Below are 16,104 nucleotides of genomic sequence, written 5' to 3'. Positions count from 1 at the left end.
CTAATTACTCTCCTAACTTAACTTTTATATTATATTCGCCAACTCCACCCAAATGTTTAAAAACACTATTGATTTTACTTGGTACCAATTGTATTGTTTCCAAGTCATTAAGTTCATGCCAAGTATATTTATTATCTTCTCGCCAATCAGCTATATCTTCTGCTGTCCATTTTTGTTCTGGTGTACTCCACTTTTTAGCCAATTCTTTATCATTAGTCATGTTTTCTAATTTAATTTCACCTTTGGAAAATGGAGAAAAGTCTGGGATTCCGTTTTTGTACTCAACTCCATCAACACCAGCTTCATCAAGATATTTTTAAATTTCACCGGTCTTATCAGAGATAAATAATGATTCTGCTCGTTCGTTACTCCATTTACCTCTATTAACGGGGGTAGTTTTTACCCTTTGTTCATAAGAGCTATATTTAGGCTCTACGTCAAAACCTCTCGTATAGTCTATCTGCCTATTTTTACCCGTACCCTTAGTTACACTCTTTTCAGTAACACTCTTCTCCGACTGCTGTACCTGCGAAACCTGTGGATCATCGCAAGCACACCCTTTCATCATAAACTTGGGTCCAAGCCCTAGGGCAACTCCGATTACCAAGGTCGTTGTGAAAATCATAACTGTTCGCTGGCCTGTTTTCTTCCAATCTACTTCGCCATTTTGTTTATACTGTTTGAAGCTGTCAAACCCTCCGATTAATAGGCTGCTGATGGCACTAATAGAGGCGGTAGCCTTTACGGTTTGCCAAGCAGAACTGATGGCACTCGAAATCGCTCCTATTGGTTTTCCTGTTTTTTTCGCTAGTATGGTTGCCAGCCATTTGCCTGGCCCTATTATTGCTTGATTCACTCCTGGCTTACTAAACAGCTTAGCTGCTAATTAACGATCACTGCACTAAAAAAGTACGTTCAAAAGCACATTTCCCTACTTTAACAGCCTCTTTCAAATATTGATTTAATCGACTTAAGTTTTAAAAACCTTGAAAGGCATATAGCCCGTCAAGGTTTTTAACAATCAATAAATTCATAGCTCATTATTAGAATCCCCTCCTTTATTTATAAGTTCTAAAAGTGAACTGTTTTATATTGATCAGTTGTAATACACCTTTGCCCATCCATCATTAATAAAGTTATCTTGAGCCGTGCTGTTTACTTCGCCCTTTATGTTGAAATATGTATCAAGTTCAAGCCTTGTTCCTAACAGTACGTTTTAATTTCGGCTTCTTGATATCTCAAGCTATATCCATCTCTTGCTTGTCCTTGAGTCGAGACTCGTATATACCCAACAACGTTCAACTTTTCACCCTCCCGTTACGAAAATTAAAATTTATGTAACGCTTTTTAAACGAATAGCGAGTATTATACGACCCTCTCTAGTAGAAATACAACCCAATTTTTACCTGTCCTTTTACTAAACTAGGAACCTTCTTATGTAACCTACCGTTTATCGCCACGAGCTTTGTCATTGTCGTTAGTTTGTGGGTTTGGCAGTATCATAAGTCCTCTTGGCATGTAAATTTTCACAAACCAAGTATTAAAACAGAATGCCATGATGGTACAACCATCATGAGTTATGAATTTCATTACATCATCTATGTTGACCAAGATCTAAAACTTTAATAAAAACACCTGTTGCTCAATGAAGGCAATCAGGTGCTTTCTTCTATACTATAAAATTTATCCATTATTAATATCAAATTTAATTTCATATATTTTCAACTTGTACTCTTTTTGGTTCTATTCAAGTGTCTTTAAAAATTCGGTAAAGTTATCTGCCACATTATATGTAACAGGCTCAAACTCACCGGATTCTTCATGAGACCATATACAAACAGATGGATTATTTTTATCTGTTCTAAAATCTAAGCATACAAAGTCACCCGCAAATACACTAGCTATTGGCAATACCTCTGCCCCTAATAAGTCTTCGTTATCAGTTAATCTTTCACCTATTTGTGAAAATACAACATCTATGTCATAAATTCTTTTTGGATGATTCTCAATATCATCTAATATACACAAAAACCTTTCTAACGCATAACCACGGTTGTTACACTCAAATGTTGCTTCCTCAACCTCTACACCATTATTTTGTTTTATAAATTCTAAGAAAGACTCTGGTAATGAAAGTCTCCAAAACTTTTCGTGATTTTTTATTAATTCCTCTGAAGGCAATGGCCTTACTATAGTGTCCTGTTTTATTTTCATATCTCTTCTCCTTTCTTTAAATGCTATCTCGGAGCATCTGCCCACATTCCAGTAGATCTGCCACCATTATGAATAGTTATATTGTGTATTCCAAAAGGTACTAGCTCCATTTTACCTGGTACTTCAGTATGGTGCCATGTCATACCTTGTGGTCTTCCTCCAATTACGTTATCTAGCCATTCAAATTGTGCCTCGTCAGACTTTAACCAGAGACTTTTTGGTAAATCTTTAGTCTCTACTACAAGTCCAGCACCCTTGAAATCTGCAAAACCATACCTCATTCCATCTACTTTAATAACATTTACATTGGGAATCAGGCCATCTGAAATTGTTTTTCCTTTATCGATTTTCGCTGGCGGGCAGTTAAATACTCTCCACCATGAAATGACTTATTCCATGACCAAGTTTTGTTTGTTTGAATTTTTTCACTGTATAGTCGAGCAAATTCATCAACAACATCATCAAAAGTTTTGGTACCATCAATAAACTCATCAATGTTTTTTAAGTTTACATTACCCGTACCCTTAGTTACACTCTTTTCAGTAACGTTCTTCTCCGACTGCTGTACCTGAGAAACCGGTGGGTCATCGCAGGCACACCCTTTCATCATGAACTTGGGTCCAAGCCCTAGGGCAACTCCGAATACCAAGGTCGTTGTGAAAATCATAGCTGTTCGCTGGCCTGTTTTCTTCCAATCTACTTCGCCATTTTGTTTATACTGCTTGAAGCTGTCAAACCCTCCGATTAATAGGCTGCTGATGGCACTAATAGAGGCGGTAGCCTTTACGGTTTGCCAAGCAGAACTGATGGCACTCGAAATCGCTCCTAGTGGTTTTCCTGTTTTCTTCGCTAGTATGGTTGCCAGCCATTTGCCTGGCCCTTTTATTGCTTGATTCACTCCTGGCTTACTAAACAGCTTAGCTGCTAATGGACCCATCACTGCTCCAAAGGCTAAGTTAAAAAGCATATTTTCCCACGTAACAGCCTCTTTTAAATAGGTACTGTCTCCCGTGAATAAATAGTGAAGTGACCCTTGTAAAAGGGTAAAACCGACCGCACCAGACCCTCCCAAAATACCAAGACTAAGTTGGCGGAGGATACCTGTTGCCGGCAATAATTTTGAAAAACTTAACGCCCTAAAAACACCAAATCCCAACAGACTGGAAATGCCTGAAGAAAGTCCACCTGCAAGCATTCCTCCAAAACTATCATCTCCACCAAGCAAGGTTGTAAGAACACCTACTATGCCAAAAACGATTGCTCCAATTATTACACTCACAGCAACCGTAATACCCACCGCCGCTAAGATGAATACTCCCAAAAGAATGACCCCCGCAACAGCGACGATTGCCCCAATTACTTTCAAGGTGGTTTTTACCCATTCCTGAGAAAAGAAGTCTTTTACTCCCTCCCAGCCAGACTCCTTCCACCAATCTAAGAAATCTTTTCCTTCATCGACTACCCAATCTACAGCCTCTCTAACTTGATCCTTAATTTTATTACCTATTTCTTTTATCCCATTCCATATGTCTTTTAACCAATTACTATCTTCCTCTATTAGTTCTCCATTTGTTGCATCAGTGATCTCCGTTTTAGAGATGGTATTTTTATTCGTTTCTATTTCACTAACTTCTGCAGAAACCGGCATGACTAAAATAAAAGCAAAAAGTAAAAGGAACAGGCTAGAGAACAGAAAAATATTTTTATTTAAATGTATCTTCATTTCTACCCTCCCATTGAATAGAGAAGAGGCATCCAATATAAGAAAACCATCTCTCTATTTACTACTATTCACAGGAAATTCTAAATCCTTTTGGTTCCCCTATTCGTGCAGAAGATTCTGAACTGATAGCAGGTACTGCATCACTAGAGACAGTGGTGTAATCACCTTTCCTCTCAGTACTTGCGAATACTCTAAATTCGTCGGCAATAAAGGTTAACGTTTTTACTCGATCATTATCGTTTTCTTCTGCAAACTTGTCCGCCTCTTTTTTTGCTGAATCAAAGTTGTCTCTTACAGCTTTACAAGCAATTTTTGATACACCTTCATCGTCAAAGAAAAACTTCATAGCAGAGTTTGCTTCCACCTCTGTTGAATGGTCTAAAAGCCAAGATTTCATGTCCCCTGGCATTGTACGACCACCATGAGCTGACTCCTCAGATTTAACGAATTTTTCTAGTAATTCATCCGTAGTAGGTGCTGGCTCATCTTTTTCATCCTTTGGTTTATCTTTTGACTTAACTTTTTCTTTTTCCTTTTCTTTTTCCTTTTCTTTTTCTTTTTCCTTTTCTTTTTCCTTTTCTTTTTCATCTTCACTACTCAAAAAATCTTCCCAGCGTTTTCCTAATTCATCTAATTCTTTTTCGGTTTCCTTTTTTAATTCTTCCTTCATGCTAATCCTAGAAGATTTGGCCGCTGCCAGTGCCGCTGCATCTGCACCTGTTTGGGTAACTCGTTTATTAATAAATACATTTGAAAAGTCAAAGAAAATAAAAGTAAGAAAGATTGCAGCCATGAGCAATCCGATAACAAGAATTGTCATACCGCTTCCTCTTTCATTTCTAACGTATTGATTCCACCTAATCCTCATCATCAGGCTTTTCCTCCATTGGCATAACGGCATCAACTGTAAAAGGAAATTCCATATTATTAATAATTGGAAGTGATACGATTGGTGCAATCGCTTGAACTTCCACGCGTGCCTCTTCTGCTCCTGGTCCCCCTGAAATAGTGACTTTAAGTCCTTGGGCAGATTTTTTCGTCACTTCAGCCCAATTTGGATCGTGAATGGCAGCTGCCCGTGCACCATCACGAGCAGCTGATTCAGCAACAACCAAGGAAAAAGCAATTAACCCTACCTGCCAAATGATGAGCATCGCCAGAATAACGAGAGGAAACATAGCAAGGAATTCAATGGCTTGTGACCCTTTTTCATTCTTTAAGCAGCATATAATTCGTTTCTTCAACTTGCTCACCCTCTCAGTTACAGCCCTCACTTACCAAATAATCACAATCCTGAAATCATTTCTGATAATTTACCTATAATCGCTTTACCAAGTGAAGCATCCCCTTGAATTCCTGTTGCAATTACCCCCATAATGGCAAGGACCACCAGTCCTAAAGCCACCCATTCTAAAGCTTGTGCCCCTCTTTCATTTTGCACATAATATCCAACTTTGCTCTTTAGGATATTCCAACTTTTCTTCATCATATTATCCAACTCCTATACTCAATTTTTTAGAAAAAGAATGAATCTAACCCAAAAGCCCCCGGATTATAAATAATATTCAATACTAGTAAACCTATAATCAATCCAAATACCGCCGGAGCAATAAAAAAAGTGGTAACTAATGTGATTAATGGACTTGCTTTTGCTGCTTTTTCCTTTGCTGTGAAACCCCTGGTAGATCGTAAATCATCAGCTTGAAGTTTAAACGTTTTTGAAACAGGAACCCCTAATGAACTCCCTTGAATTAAGCTGTTAACTAGAGAGTGTAATTCTTTAGAGGAATTTCTATCTATTAAACTTTGATAAGCTGAGAGTCTTGGGACACCAAGTTCCACCTCCTTATTAAATTGTTCAATTTCTTCACTTAACGGTCCTTCGAATTGCATAGTAACCTGACTTAAGGCTCCATCTAAACTAACACCAGCTTGCAGTGTGACACTAACCGTATCAAGAAAATCTGGCATCATGATACTAATTGTTTCTTGTCTATATTTTGCTTTTAAATGCAGCCATCCACTCGGACCTAGAAACCCTCCAATTATAGAAAGTAAAAGAACCTGTAACCCAAAAGGAAGGCCAATAATTGTGTAGGCCGTACCGAAGAATAATCCCATAAACCCAAGTACAAAACGTAAACCAAAGAAATCCTGCAACTGGAGATCCAAGGGATTTCCAGCCTCCTTCAGCATTTTAGTATGTTTATCGATATCGGCGAAAAACGGGTATTTTATACCGATGGGTCCAGCTTTTACTGACCAACTTGTTATCAAACTTAAAATCTTGTCTTTAAGTGTCTTTTTGGATTTTTCTTTTTTTAGAATTATATCCTTGATAGATTAATAGACTTTGTTTTTTAGCTATAAATAAGTAGAGATAAACAAATCCGAAAAAAAGCATAAGAAGAATAAAAAACATCATAATTAATGAAAATAAACCGACTAGTTTCATACCACTACACCCTTATATTAGTAAGTCTTCTAATTAACAAAAAGGCCATAAATACTAAGCTTGAAAAACCAACAAACAATAGGAGTCCAAAAGGTGTAAATATTACATTTAAAAATCCTTTAATGAATAGATTCATCATCAGCATCATTAAGAAAGGCATAGCTACTAAAATATAAGCGATTGTTTGACTTTCAGCTGTTACCGTCCTGATTTCTTTATGAACTCGGCTTCTTTCCTCAAGCGTTTCTGCCATTGTAGAAAGTACCTCCGCAAGGTTTCCCCCGACTCTTTGTTGAATCAGAATTGTACTTACAAATATATTGATGTCATTACTCATGAGCCGCTCTCTAAAGTCATTCATTACTACCTCCAAACTGTCCCCCAATGTAAATTGGTCATGCATTTTTTTGAATTCTGGTCCACTTGGAGCATCCATATCCCTGCCCACCATTTGAATCGCCTGGGGAATTGTTTGACCAGCTTTTATTCCGTTTGACATCATCCTGCATATTTCCGGAAGTTGTTTTTCGAAGCTCTCTGTCCGCTTATTCTTTCTAGATTTCAAGAAAAATTTTGAACCAACCGCAATCATAATTAAAGCAATGAGAAGTGACATAACAATGTACAAACCTAGAAATTGATTAAAAATAAAAGTCATTAGAGCTAAAAGTAATATATAAATCCCTTGATATTCTGAAGGTTTAAGAGACAAGTTGGCTTGAATGAGTTTCCTTTGTAAATCCTTCGCTAGCTCTGACTGATCAAATTTATCGCCAATAACTAAAACAAAGCTTTTTCTCTCTAATGTACTTTCATTTTCATACCATTCATCTACTCTTTTAGCCGTACCTTTTATTTTTCTAGCTTTTAAAAAGAAGTAAATACTTATAAAAAGAAAAAAATACAAGACGCGAGCAGCCACAAAGCTGGGTTCATGTTCCAGCCCCCGATTCAAATCTTTCTCTTGGAAACTCAATACCAAATGATAAAAACCGTTCATAAACCTTAGGGATATACCCCGTTGCTACGAATTCTCCAATAATTGAACCGTCTGAAAGAGTAGCCTTACGATTGAAACGATAAATATCTTTTGCTACCATGTCTCCCTTTTCTTCTACTAATTCAGATATATTAACTATTCTCCTTTTTCCGTCAGTAAATCTCGAGGTTTGTACGATTAAATCTAATGCCCCAACGAAATATCCACGTATTACGTCTACTGTCAACGGAAGACCTGACATAATAACCATTGCTTCTAATCTGCCTAGTGCATCTTTAGGTGTGTTGGCATGTACAGTTGTTAATGATCCCTCATGTCCAGTGTTCATTGCCTGAAGCATGTCAATTGCCTCGGAACCACGAACTTCTCCAACAATAATTCGATCAGGACGCATTCTAAGTGCGTTCTTCACTAAGTGACGGATAGTTACTTCACCTTTACTTTCCATATTAGGAGGTCTCGCTTCAAGCCTAATGAGATTGTTATAAGAGAATCTTAATTCAGCCATATCCTCAATGGTTACTATTCGTTCCCCTTCAGGTATGGAATCAGATAAAACGTTTAACAATGTTGTTTTCCCACTTCCTGTTCCACCTGATACAAGGATATTGGTTTTAGCTTTAACCGCCATTCTTAAAAAGCTAGCCATTTCATCTGATAAACTTTCAAAGTTTATTAAGTCGTCCAGAGAATAAGGATCTTTTCTAAACTTACGGATTGAGATTGATGGACCGTCAATACTAATTGGAGGAATAACTGCATTTACACGGCTGCCATCTTGGAGCCGAGCATCTACCATTGGAGAGCTCTCGTCTATCCTTCTTCCAAGTGGTGCAATTATTCTATCGATAATATGTCTGACATGATCGTTATCCTTAAAATGGACATCTGTGTTCTCTAATTTTCCGTTTCGCTCAATAAATATTTCATTTGGACCATTTACCATAATTTCAGTTATAGATTCATCTCTGAGCAAAACTTCTAATGGACCATATCCGACAGATTCATTAATTATTTGCTGGATAATCTGATCAATTTGCTCGTTAGGGATAATGACCTTTTCTTCTTCTATCATTTGCTTTACGAGCCGTTCTATCGTAACTTTTCTTTCCATTGGAGCAAGCGTCGTGATATTTTCTAAATTCGTTTCTTTAATAAGCCTTGTTTTATAATGGCGTATCCATATGTCTGTTTGAGATCGATTCACATCCCAATCTGCACGCATCGAAATAGTTGCTGTCCTCGAGGCTTTCTCAATCCAAGACATATAATCACCCCTTTTTTAGTTCATCAATATATTTCTTCATTTCCTTTGAGACCTTAGTATTCCCTTTGTCTTTTTTCTTTTTGTAAAAACTCTGACCCATGTTAATAAAAGGTTGAATAGCAAAATAATCAGCACTAAACTTCCCTTTACTTTCTTTATTAACAATCTTTTCTATATCCTTCTTTGTTAATTCAGACTTCGCATGGTACCGATTGATAATTAATGATAAATCTTTACCTCTGCCAATTTGAAAGCGTTCAAAGAGATCCTCTGTATACTGGTAAGCTCTCATTCCTAAACTATCAGGTGTAATAATATAATGAATATGAGTCGCGTCATTTAAACCGGTAAACGTCATATTATTCATTGCTGATGGAAGATCTAGAATGACATAGTCAAAATGGTTCCTTGCCACCCTTATCATTTTCCCGATTAATTCATCCGGTAAATTTTCGGACTTCGCAGGATTAGCTGGGCCCGTTAATAACGTAACCTTTGTTTCTTGATGAATAGTGGATACATTTTGGATATGTCGAATATCCATTTCACCCATAACAGGAATTAAATCATAATAAGATCGAAAAGGCTGGACACCAAAAATAACGTCTATATTGCCAAATTGAGCATTTAAATCAATCAGGATGACTTTTGATTCATGATGGATACTTAAAGATTGCGCTGCGATTGCAGATAATAAGGTTTTCCCGCTTCCCCCTTTAGCACTATAAAAAGCATGTACTTCTCCTGTTCCAATTCCATGTTCTGTTTCTTTCTGAAATTGATATTGCTCTCTCGTTCTGCTAATCAGGTGTTTAAACCTGCTTGCTTCTTTTGGAAGAACTATCACATCTTTTGCTCCTGCCACTAACCAAGATCGTGCTAGATCAAATTCATGATTTTCTGTAAGAGCAATTAAAATACTGCCTGATGAAGCTTGTTGTTGATGAGGAAAATCAATCGTATCTATGTCAACAAATATATAGTGAAAAAATTGTTGTTCATGGAAGGTTCGTTTCCATTCAGCAATAACTGTGATATCAATACTCTCCTCACTGATTAGCTGCTGTATATGGTCATTTAGTAATTCTTGATTCTTCGTAATAAGTAAGCCCTTGTATACACTCACGCTTTCGCATCCTTCCAAACATGAAATTTAGCTTATCCTTCTACTTTCAGTGTGCCTGATTTACCCTAAGGACCCGTATTTGTTTACCAGAGTTTTGATGATGAATTAAGAGTTCTGCTTTATCTACAGGTAAGGATACCTTTACTCTAGGGGAGCCTTCTTCTTGTTCTTCCACTTGTACGACTTGAACACTTTGCATAACCCGGGTTGTTTTTAACCCTTCTGGGGTTTCATAGGCAACGATAATATCTACTAAATCACCCTCAGCAACTAGCTGATCAACTAAAACAATTTCAGTAGCATTGAGCCATACAACTCTTTCATTATCAGGAATGTCTAATTTTTTTCGGACCAAACTTTTAGTCAGTAAATCTCCTTCTTTTACATTAATAACGGTAATCGCTTCTGATAAGTCGTTTTTGTCTGTAATAAAGGAACTATATGCACTTGTAACTGGCATTTCGACCCATTTAAAGTCCGAATCTTTTATTTCATGATAAGATGTAATACTTTTCGATGCGGCAGCAACCAATACTGTTTTTCCCAGCTTTTCTTGTGCTTGATTAATTTGTACTAAAATAACGCCTGCAGTAACTAATGCAAGTAAAAAAGAAATACTTAAAAATATAAATGCTTTTCTCTTAGAATCTATCATCCAATTGTCACTCCATTATCAGCTTCATTAACTGTTAGGCTGATTCATAATTAAAATATCAATATTATCTGAACTATACGGCAAACTGTGTTCATTAATTTTGTAAATTTCACTATCTCTCTTCTCAATATTTAGATATCTAGGAGAGGCAATAATACTTATTTTCGAAGGATAAAGTTGATCAATTTTATCCATTAACTCTTCTTTTGTTCCTTTTGCAATAAGTTCATTTGAGGAATGATCAATTAAATAAAAATACTTGTTTATCTTTCTTACTAACTTAAAATACTTTGATTTCTTTTTATAATTTGGGTAACTACTAATGGTAAAGGTCTGAGTATCCATAAAGATTAATGTTAACAGCTCTTCTCTTTCATTTTTACTTTTCAGGAGGTGAATCACATATGCCCGATTATTTGCTCCGTCAACGGTTATTAATCTATTATTTGGAAAATTCCAATTTTTCAATCTTTTTAAAACCCCAGTATCTGTAGTGAATGAATCATAGATATATAAAATCTCTTTATGTTTACTAAACCATTCTCCAGCCTCTTCTAATTCTTCCTCCTGTGTTCTACTCAATACAGGCAGGGTCCTATAAAAAAATGATTGCTTTTCTTTTGAAAAGTAGTCGGTTAGTGTCTTATCTTTTTTTAACTTTGTTTTTCTAATAATAACTGATGGATCCAAATATTCTTGAGGGATTCCTAAGGATTCATCCACAATAACTTGCATAAGGTCACTCCTCTATCTTTTATCAGCTTCTGCTTGTAAGATTTCTAGTTTCTTTTTAATTCTCATCTGGGCTTCTTCTGCTAATTGAGTTATGTAGGCTAATACATTTTCCTGACGTTCATTAACTATGTTTTCTACAGATTCTGCTTGGGCGTTGTCAATTTTTCCTTGATTTTTCAGTTCATTGATTGCTTCTATGTAGAACGTTGTTTCATCACGCATTCTTTCAATAAATTCTGTTCTTAATTCATCCACTTCTTTACTTAACTTTACTGAATGAAAGTTAGTCGCTGTATAGTATTGAGATAAGGAAAAATTACGTTTATAGCCTGCTTTTGCTTCAGATAAAAGATTAGTGAGGCTATTTTCTAATTCAATTTTCGAATTAACCGTAAAATACTTACCGTTTCCAGCCTTTGCTGCTTCCTTCAGCTGTTTTTGTCCTTCATCATCTACATTAAATCCAATAATATACACCTTAACCTTTAAATCAGAATCCGCTAATTCCTTGGCAGCCGCAGCTGGATCACCTCCACATGTTTCTATACCATCACTAACAATAAATAACGAATTACTAGTATTTTCATCTGCTTTAACCTTTAAATCCTCATATCCTGCTTTTACTGAATTCGCTAAAGGAGTCCACCCAGTTGGCTTGAATTTATTAAGTGCTTCATTGAAGGTTCCTTCATCATAATGACTTGGCTCATACATCAATTCGGTACTTGAGCAGGATAATTTTTTTCCCGAATTTTCATTATTCCCCTTATGACCATATGTTCGAAGAGAAAGATAGGAATCCTCTGGAAAATCCTCTCCAAACGATTGAATTGCCTTCTTAGCGAGATCCATCTTGACACCATCTCTTACTGCACCAATCATGCTTCCGCTTGAATCGAGATGAATGGCAACATTCTGTATTTTTTCTTCTTGTTCTTTGCCTTCATATTCAGCGAAGTTCGGCTCATAGTCAGTAAGCAACTTATCAATGCTTGAATAATCCATAGCGAACCAGTACACGAGACCATTAACCAGTTCTTCATTTGTCAGATTTTCTGCTGGAAACTTTTCCATAACACTCTTTTCAGCAGCATCTGTCTCTTTTACCTTTATCCCTTCAGGTTGCTTAACAATGTCAACAGCATCTGTGGATGAGGTTGGAAACTCTACTTTTTCATCCTCTTTTGTCCCCTCATCTTCACTGTTATTAGTTGTACTTATACTCTCCGTTTCACCTGGCTTCTTCTTATCAACAGATTGGCCATCTTGACAGCCTGCTAATAAAACAGCACCTAACATGATCATGACCATTTTCCTCATAGTTGAACTCCTTTACAAAAATTGAATACCTGCTTTGAATTCGACAATATCTAGTTCAAATTCCCTATAATCATTCGTTTTATTCCGAAAAATGGTACATATAATTTCTATATACCTACTATTTTTATAACTAAAACCAATATTTCCAATTTTTATGAATATTTCTCATACATATTAATTATCATTAGTTGCTTTCCTCGTCAATATCCACCAATTTCCGTCATTCAAACACCGGTACTTTTGATTCATTCGAAGAAATTTGAGTTACTGATTTCTCATGACTTTTGAATTATTCATTTTTCTCAATCAGCAAATTAAAATGATTTTAGTTTTAAAAACATGTCTTTTGTATGAGTTTAGTTTTTAAAAACAAAAAAATCATAGTTCTTTTTCCTCTTTTTTGTAGTTTTGCTCTATTATTCTTTTAATCATAAGAAAATCTATAATTCTCTTCATAACCAAATACATTATTTTTTTGAACTTTTCCACCAGATCACATTCATCTTTGCCTCTTTCAAACTATAAAAAACATCTGTAAGCGCAGGGTATCTAGTACCCAAAAGCTTACAGATGCATCAACTCATTTTTCTAAATATTGATAAGGAATCGGAAATTTTTTCTGCCTCTCATTAGGACGTTTTCACAAGCTGTCTCCTGCTCTATTAAAAAAATAGGTACGGCAAACTTGTTCCGCTGTTTTCTCTAGTAATAGACTCGCATCCTTCATTGCCTGGTCCAAGGTCATGGGCTTATTCATCACGCTATATACCCCAATCACTCCATATTGGTAGAGAGAATCAATCTTTCCTTCATAGGATCCTGCTAGGATGATGGTCGGTATATTTTTCGCTTTAGCTGATTGAGCTACTCCCATTGGTGTTTTTCCATATGCAGTTTGAAAATCGACCTGCCCTTCTCCTGTAATGACAAGGTCCGCATTTTCTAACTGTTCTTCAAGTCTCGCATACTCCACCACGACATCTACTCCTCTTCTCAATGTTGAAGGGAAGAATGCCTGAAAGGCTCCGCCAATTCCACCGGCTGCTCCTGCTCCTGGGCTGTCATGAAGTCTGACTCCCATTTTTTCTTCAATTTTGTTGGCAAAGTGCAAAAGATTGGCATCCAGGACCTTGACCATCGCTTCTGTCGCTCCTTTTTGGGGACCGAATACATACGTTGCACCCGTAGGACCGACAAAAGGATTCTCAACATCTGACGCAATGGTAAACTGACTTTCTTCTATTCTGGGGTCAAAATTTTCGGTAGATAGCTGCTGAAGCTGACCTAATTCACCCCCGCCAACATCTAGTTCTTTCCCTGCGCTATTTTTTAATTCAACACCGAGTGCTTGAAGCATTCCCGCTCCGCCGTCATTCGTTGCCGAGCCGCCTAACGCAAGAATAAAGTTTCTATATCCCTCATCTAAGGCAGCTTTAATGAGTTGTCCAGTGCCGTAAGTCGTTGCTTTTAACGGATTGCGTTCACCGATGCTGACTAAATTCAATCCTGAAGCAGCTGCTATCTCGATAATACATGTTTGCTGATCACCAAGTACTCCAAACTCAGCCTCAAATGGCTTTTTCAGAGGATCGATTACATGGACTTTGGTTTTATGACCACCTGTTGCTGCAACTAAATTCTCCATTGTTCCTTCGCCGCCATCTGCAACAGGTACTAGGACGGTTTCCGCTTGAGGATAAGCATGCAAAATCCCTCGTTCAATCGACAATGCAGCATCCATACTAGAGATACTTCCCTTAAATGAATCTGGAGCTATCACAATCTTCATTTTCCCATCTCCTAACTAGAAAGCGTTTACATTATTATAAACCTGAAAGAAGAAAAAAGCTTTCCATCACGTTAGCGAATTGGAAAGCCTGTACTTTACTTAAAGTTAATTCGATTTAAGATTTTTGCTTTTTGATAATGAAAAAGTGACTTAGATAATTCAAAGATCGTTCCATTCGTTAGACATACTGTGTTTTCAATAATTAAGGCCGGATCTAATGGATTAACTTGGAGCAAGTCCGCATTTTCCTCGTTAATTTTTTCGCAATTAATGACTTTATCCGCAAAGCCAATATTTAGTTTTAAGTCCTCGATAAGATAACTATAGATTGAATTCGATGCAATATCTTCGTTTAAATATGGGACAATATCTTTTTTAAAATAACTTATTTCAATCGAGAACGGTTCATTTTCTACTAGTCTCAACCGCTTACTATAATAAAGCTTTGTTCCTGTATCACAACGTAATTGTTTGGCTATTTCTTCATCTGCTTCAACCACGTGTAAAGCCAGAATTTTTGTCTCAATTTTTTTCGAGGTCAAATCTTTTGTTAACCCTCTAAGACTGCCTAAATTAATAAAATCCGTTTCCGATTTTTCCCTTAAAAACATTCCACTGCCCTGCACTTGATAGACAAGACCTCGATTGACCAACTGAGTAACGGCTTTTCGGATCGTATTTCGACTCACTTCATACTTCTTAATCAGTTCTTCTTCTGTCGGAAGCTTTTTTGTTTCGTCAAACTTTCCATCCCTAATATCCTTTTCTAACTCATCCGCTATTTCTTTGTATTTTACGGCCATATAATCTCCCTTACAGCTTTTCGCCTCTTGTTTTAATAATAGCCTTATACCAATGATACGAAAGCTTTTTCTTTCGATTTAAATTATCCTGATGATCCACGTAAATAAAGCCATATTGCTTTTTATATCCGTTTAGCCAGCTTAATAAATCAATAGCGGACCAAGCATAATACCCTTTTAAATGAATCCCTTCATTGATTGCCCGCTTAATCACTTTTAAATGCTGCTCGATATACTTTATCCGAGGGACATCTACGATTTCACCATCTATGATCGGATCTTCATCCCCAAGTCCATTTTCTGTAACATACATTTTTATATCGCCATAACGCGCTTTTAACATATGCAGCCCATCTAAAAATCCTTGAGGTGAAATTTCCCATCCCCATTTAGTATAGGTTTTGTTCTCCATTTTAACAGTCCGATAATATCCGTCAAAAGAAGGGCTGCCTGGAACCAGCGTAGATGTTTCTCGTGAATGTTCCATGGATGAAAATACTGTATTGTTTTTTTCTACTCGAATCGGTTGATAATAATTAAGACCGATAAAATCATTTTTCTCGGCATTTCTTTGTAAGGTATTCAGCTCTTCTTCCGTCCAATCTGGTGTCCAGCCCTTTTCCTTTAATTGCTCGACCACATAAGTGGGATATGTCCCTTTTAGGATTGGATCATAGTACCAAAACGTTTCATATTCATTCGCATGTCGAGCAGCTATCACATTTTCCTGTTTATCATCGACACTGTATGCTGGCAAGAATACATGCGTTATGCCAATCTCCCCGTACTGTCTTAATTCCTTATAGACTTCTACGGCTTTTGCATGTGCATAAAACACGTAATGCGTGGCTTGAAAATACTTCTTCTCATCATTTTGAATACCAGGCGGATGGGCTCCTTTTAAGTAGCCTAACCCACAAAACATAACCGTTTCATTAAACGTAATCCAATGTTTCACCCGATCTCCAAATGACTGGAAACAAATCGCTGCATACTTCACGAAAGCTTCAGCCGTTC

17 protein-coding genes and 2 pseudogenes are annotated in these 16,104 nt (G+C 36.8%); all 19 read right to left on the bottom strand.

Annotated elements, in window-relative coordinates; genetic code table 11:
- Positions 1–4 precede the first annotated feature (4 nt).
- Positions 5–271: pseudogene (locus tag WYK_RS25325) on the bottom strand (HNH endonuclease); the annotation flags it as partial.
- Positions 272–316: 45 nt separating this feature from the next.
- Complete coding sequence (locus WYK_RS25320) at positions 317–856, bottom strand: hypothetical protein (protein ID WP_051387233.1); 540 nt, start codon at positions 854–856, stop codon at positions 317–319.
- A gap of 350 nt (positions 857–1,206) precedes the next feature.
- Positions 1,207–1,302 (bottom strand): annotated as a pseudogene (locus WYK_RS25315) (recombinase family protein); the annotation flags it as partial.
- A gap of 441 nt (positions 1,303–1,743) precedes the next feature.
- The gene (locus WYK_RS00475) at positions 1,744–2,214 is read right to left on the bottom strand and encodes an SMI1/KNR4 family protein (protein ID WP_040372357.1); all 471 of its coding nucleotides are present in this window, start codon (positions 2,212–2,214) and stop codon (positions 1,744–1,746) included.
- Positions 2,215–2,237: 23 nt separating this feature from the next.
- Positions 2,238–2,357, bottom strand: coding sequence for an HNH endonuclease signature motif containing protein (locus tag WYK_RS25310; RefSeq protein WP_235782402.1), 120 nt, complete (start codon positions 2,355–2,357; stop codon positions 2,238–2,240).
- Between the two features lie 170 nt (positions 2,358–2,527).
- Positions 2,528–3,937, bottom strand: coding sequence for a cell division FtsX domain-containing protein (locus WYK_RS25305; RefSeq protein WP_235782401.1), 1,410 nt, complete (start codon positions 3,935–3,937; stop codon positions 2,528–2,530).
- Between the two features lie 64 nt (positions 3,938–4,001).
- Complete coding sequence (locus WYK_RS00465) at positions 4,002–4,808, bottom strand: pilus assembly protein TadG-related protein (RefSeq protein ID WP_040372355.1); 807 nt, start codon at positions 4,806–4,808, stop codon at positions 4,002–4,004.
- Positions 4,795–5,181: a TadE/TadG family type IV pilus assembly protein gene (locus WYK_RS23095; RefSeq protein ID WP_051387232.1), complete on the bottom strand. Its 387-nt coding sequence runs from the start codon at positions 5,179–5,181 to the stop codon at positions 4,795–4,797. Before WYK_RS23095 ends, WYK_RS00465 begins: the two co-directional genes overlap by 14 nt.
- 41 nt (positions 5,182–5,222) lie before the next feature.
- Complete coding sequence (locus tag WYK_RS00455; RefSeq protein WP_040372354.1) at positions 5,223–5,426, bottom strand: hypothetical protein; 204 nt, start codon at positions 5,424–5,426, stop codon at positions 5,223–5,225.
- Between the two features lie 26 nt (positions 5,427–5,452).
- A complete protein-coding gene (locus WYK_RS00450; protein WP_051387231.1) occupies positions 5,453–6,109 on the bottom strand; it encodes a type II secretion system F family protein in 657 nt (218 codons plus the stop codon).
- A gap of 287 nt (positions 6,110–6,396) precedes the next feature.
- Positions 6,397–7,347 (bottom strand): type II secretion system F family protein, encoded by a 951-nt coding sequence (locus tag WYK_RS00445; RefSeq protein WP_051387230.1) that lies wholly within the window; start codon positions 7,345–7,347, stop codon positions 6,397–6,399.
- Positions 7,325–8,659 carry a CpaF family protein gene (locus tag WYK_RS00440; protein ID WP_040372353.1) on the bottom strand — a complete coding sequence of 445 codons (1,335 nt, stop codon included), beginning with the start codon at positions 8,657–8,659 and terminating at the stop codon, positions 7,325–7,327. Before WYK_RS00440 ends, WYK_RS00445 begins: the two co-directional genes overlap by 23 nt.
- A gap of 4 nt (positions 8,660–8,663) precedes the next feature.
- A complete protein-coding gene (locus WYK_RS00435; RefSeq protein WP_040372352.1) occupies positions 8,664–9,785 on the bottom strand; it encodes an AAA family ATPase in 1,122 nt (373 codons plus the stop codon).
- Positions 9,786–9,831: 46 nt separating this feature from the next.
- Complete coding sequence (locus WYK_RS00430) at positions 9,832–10,440, bottom strand: CpaB family protein (RefSeq protein ID WP_040372351.1); 609 nt, start codon at positions 10,438–10,440, stop codon at positions 9,832–9,834.
- A gap of 27 nt (positions 10,441–10,467) precedes the next feature.
- On the bottom strand, positions 10,468–11,175 hold the full coding sequence (locus tag WYK_RS00425; protein WP_040372350.1) for a hypothetical protein: 708 nt from the start codon (positions 11,173–11,175) through the stop codon (positions 10,468–10,470).
- A gap of 12 nt (positions 11,176–11,187) precedes the next feature.
- Positions 11,188–12,495: a VWA domain-containing protein gene (locus tag WYK_RS23090; RefSeq protein ID WP_051387229.1), complete on the bottom strand. Its 1,308-nt coding sequence runs from the start codon at positions 12,493–12,495 to the stop codon at positions 11,188–11,190.
- A 640-nt stretch (positions 12,496–13,135) separates the two neighbouring features.
- Complete coding sequence (locus WYK_RS00415) at positions 13,136–14,284, bottom strand: glycerate kinase (protein ID WP_040372349.1); 1,149 nt, start codon at positions 14,282–14,284, stop codon at positions 13,136–13,138.
- Between the two features lie 95 nt (positions 14,285–14,379).
- Positions 14,380–15,087 (bottom strand): GntR family transcriptional regulator, encoded by a 708-nt coding sequence (locus tag WYK_RS00410; protein WP_040372348.1) that lies wholly within the window; start codon positions 15,085–15,087, stop codon positions 14,380–14,382.
- A gap of 10 nt (positions 15,088–15,097) precedes the next feature.
- On the bottom strand, positions 15,098–16,104 hold a 1,007-nt coding region (locus WYK_RS00405), incomplete at its 5' end, for a glycoside hydrolase family 1 protein (protein WP_040372347.1).

Source organism: Peribacillus psychrosaccharolyticus ATCC 23296 (genome assembly GCF_000305495.1).
GTDB classification, from domain to species: Bacteria; Bacillota; Bacilli; order Bacillales; family DSM-1321; genus Peribacillus; species Peribacillus psychrosaccharolyticus.
This window is presented reverse-complemented; position numbering and strand designations above follow the sequence as displayed.

Bases quoted from the DNA above. Each gene is read 5' to 3' on its own strand.
- WYK_RS00475 (WP_040372357.1), bottom strand. From the start codon at position 2,214: ATGAAAATAAAACAGGACACTATAGTAAGGCCATTGCCTTCAGAGGAA.
- WYK_RS00425 (WP_040372350.1), bottom strand. From the start codon at position 11,175: ATGCAAGTTATTGTGGATGAATCCTTAGGAATCCCTCAAGAATATTTG.
- WYK_RS23090 (WP_051387229.1), bottom strand. From the start codon at position 12,495: ATGAGGAAAATGGTCATGATCATGTTAGGTGCTGTTTTATTAGCAGGC.
- WYK_RS00415 (WP_040372349.1), bottom strand. From the start codon at position 14,284: ATGAAGATTGTGATAGCTCCAGATTCATTTAAGGGAAGTATCTCTAGT.
- WYK_RS25310 (WP_235782402.1), bottom strand. From the start codon at position 2,357: ATGACATGGCACCATACTGAAGTACCAGGTAAAATGGAGCTAGTACCT.
- WYK_RS00430 (WP_040372351.1), bottom strand. From the start codon at position 10,440: ATGATAGATTCTAAGAGAAAAGCATTTATATTTTTAAGTATTTCTTTT.
- WYK_RS25305 (WP_235782401.1), bottom strand. From the start codon at position 3,937: ATGAAGATACATTTAAATAAAAATATTTTTCTGTTCTCTAGCCTGTTC.
- WYK_RS00440 (WP_040372353.1), bottom strand. From the start codon at position 8,659: ATGTCTTGGATTGAGAAAGCCTCGAGGACAGCAACTATTTCGATGCGT.
- WYK_RS00465 (WP_040372355.1), bottom strand. From the start codon at position 4,808: ATGATGAGGATTAGGTGGAATCAATACGTTAGAAATGAAAGAGGAAGC.
- WYK_RS00410 (WP_040372348.1), bottom strand. From the start codon at position 15,087: ATGGCCGTAAAATACAAAGAAATAGCGGATGAGTTAGAAAAGGATATT.
- WYK_RS00455 (WP_040372354.1), bottom strand. From the start codon at position 5,426: ATGATGAAGAAAAGTTGGAATATCCTAAAGAGCAAAGTTGGATATTAT.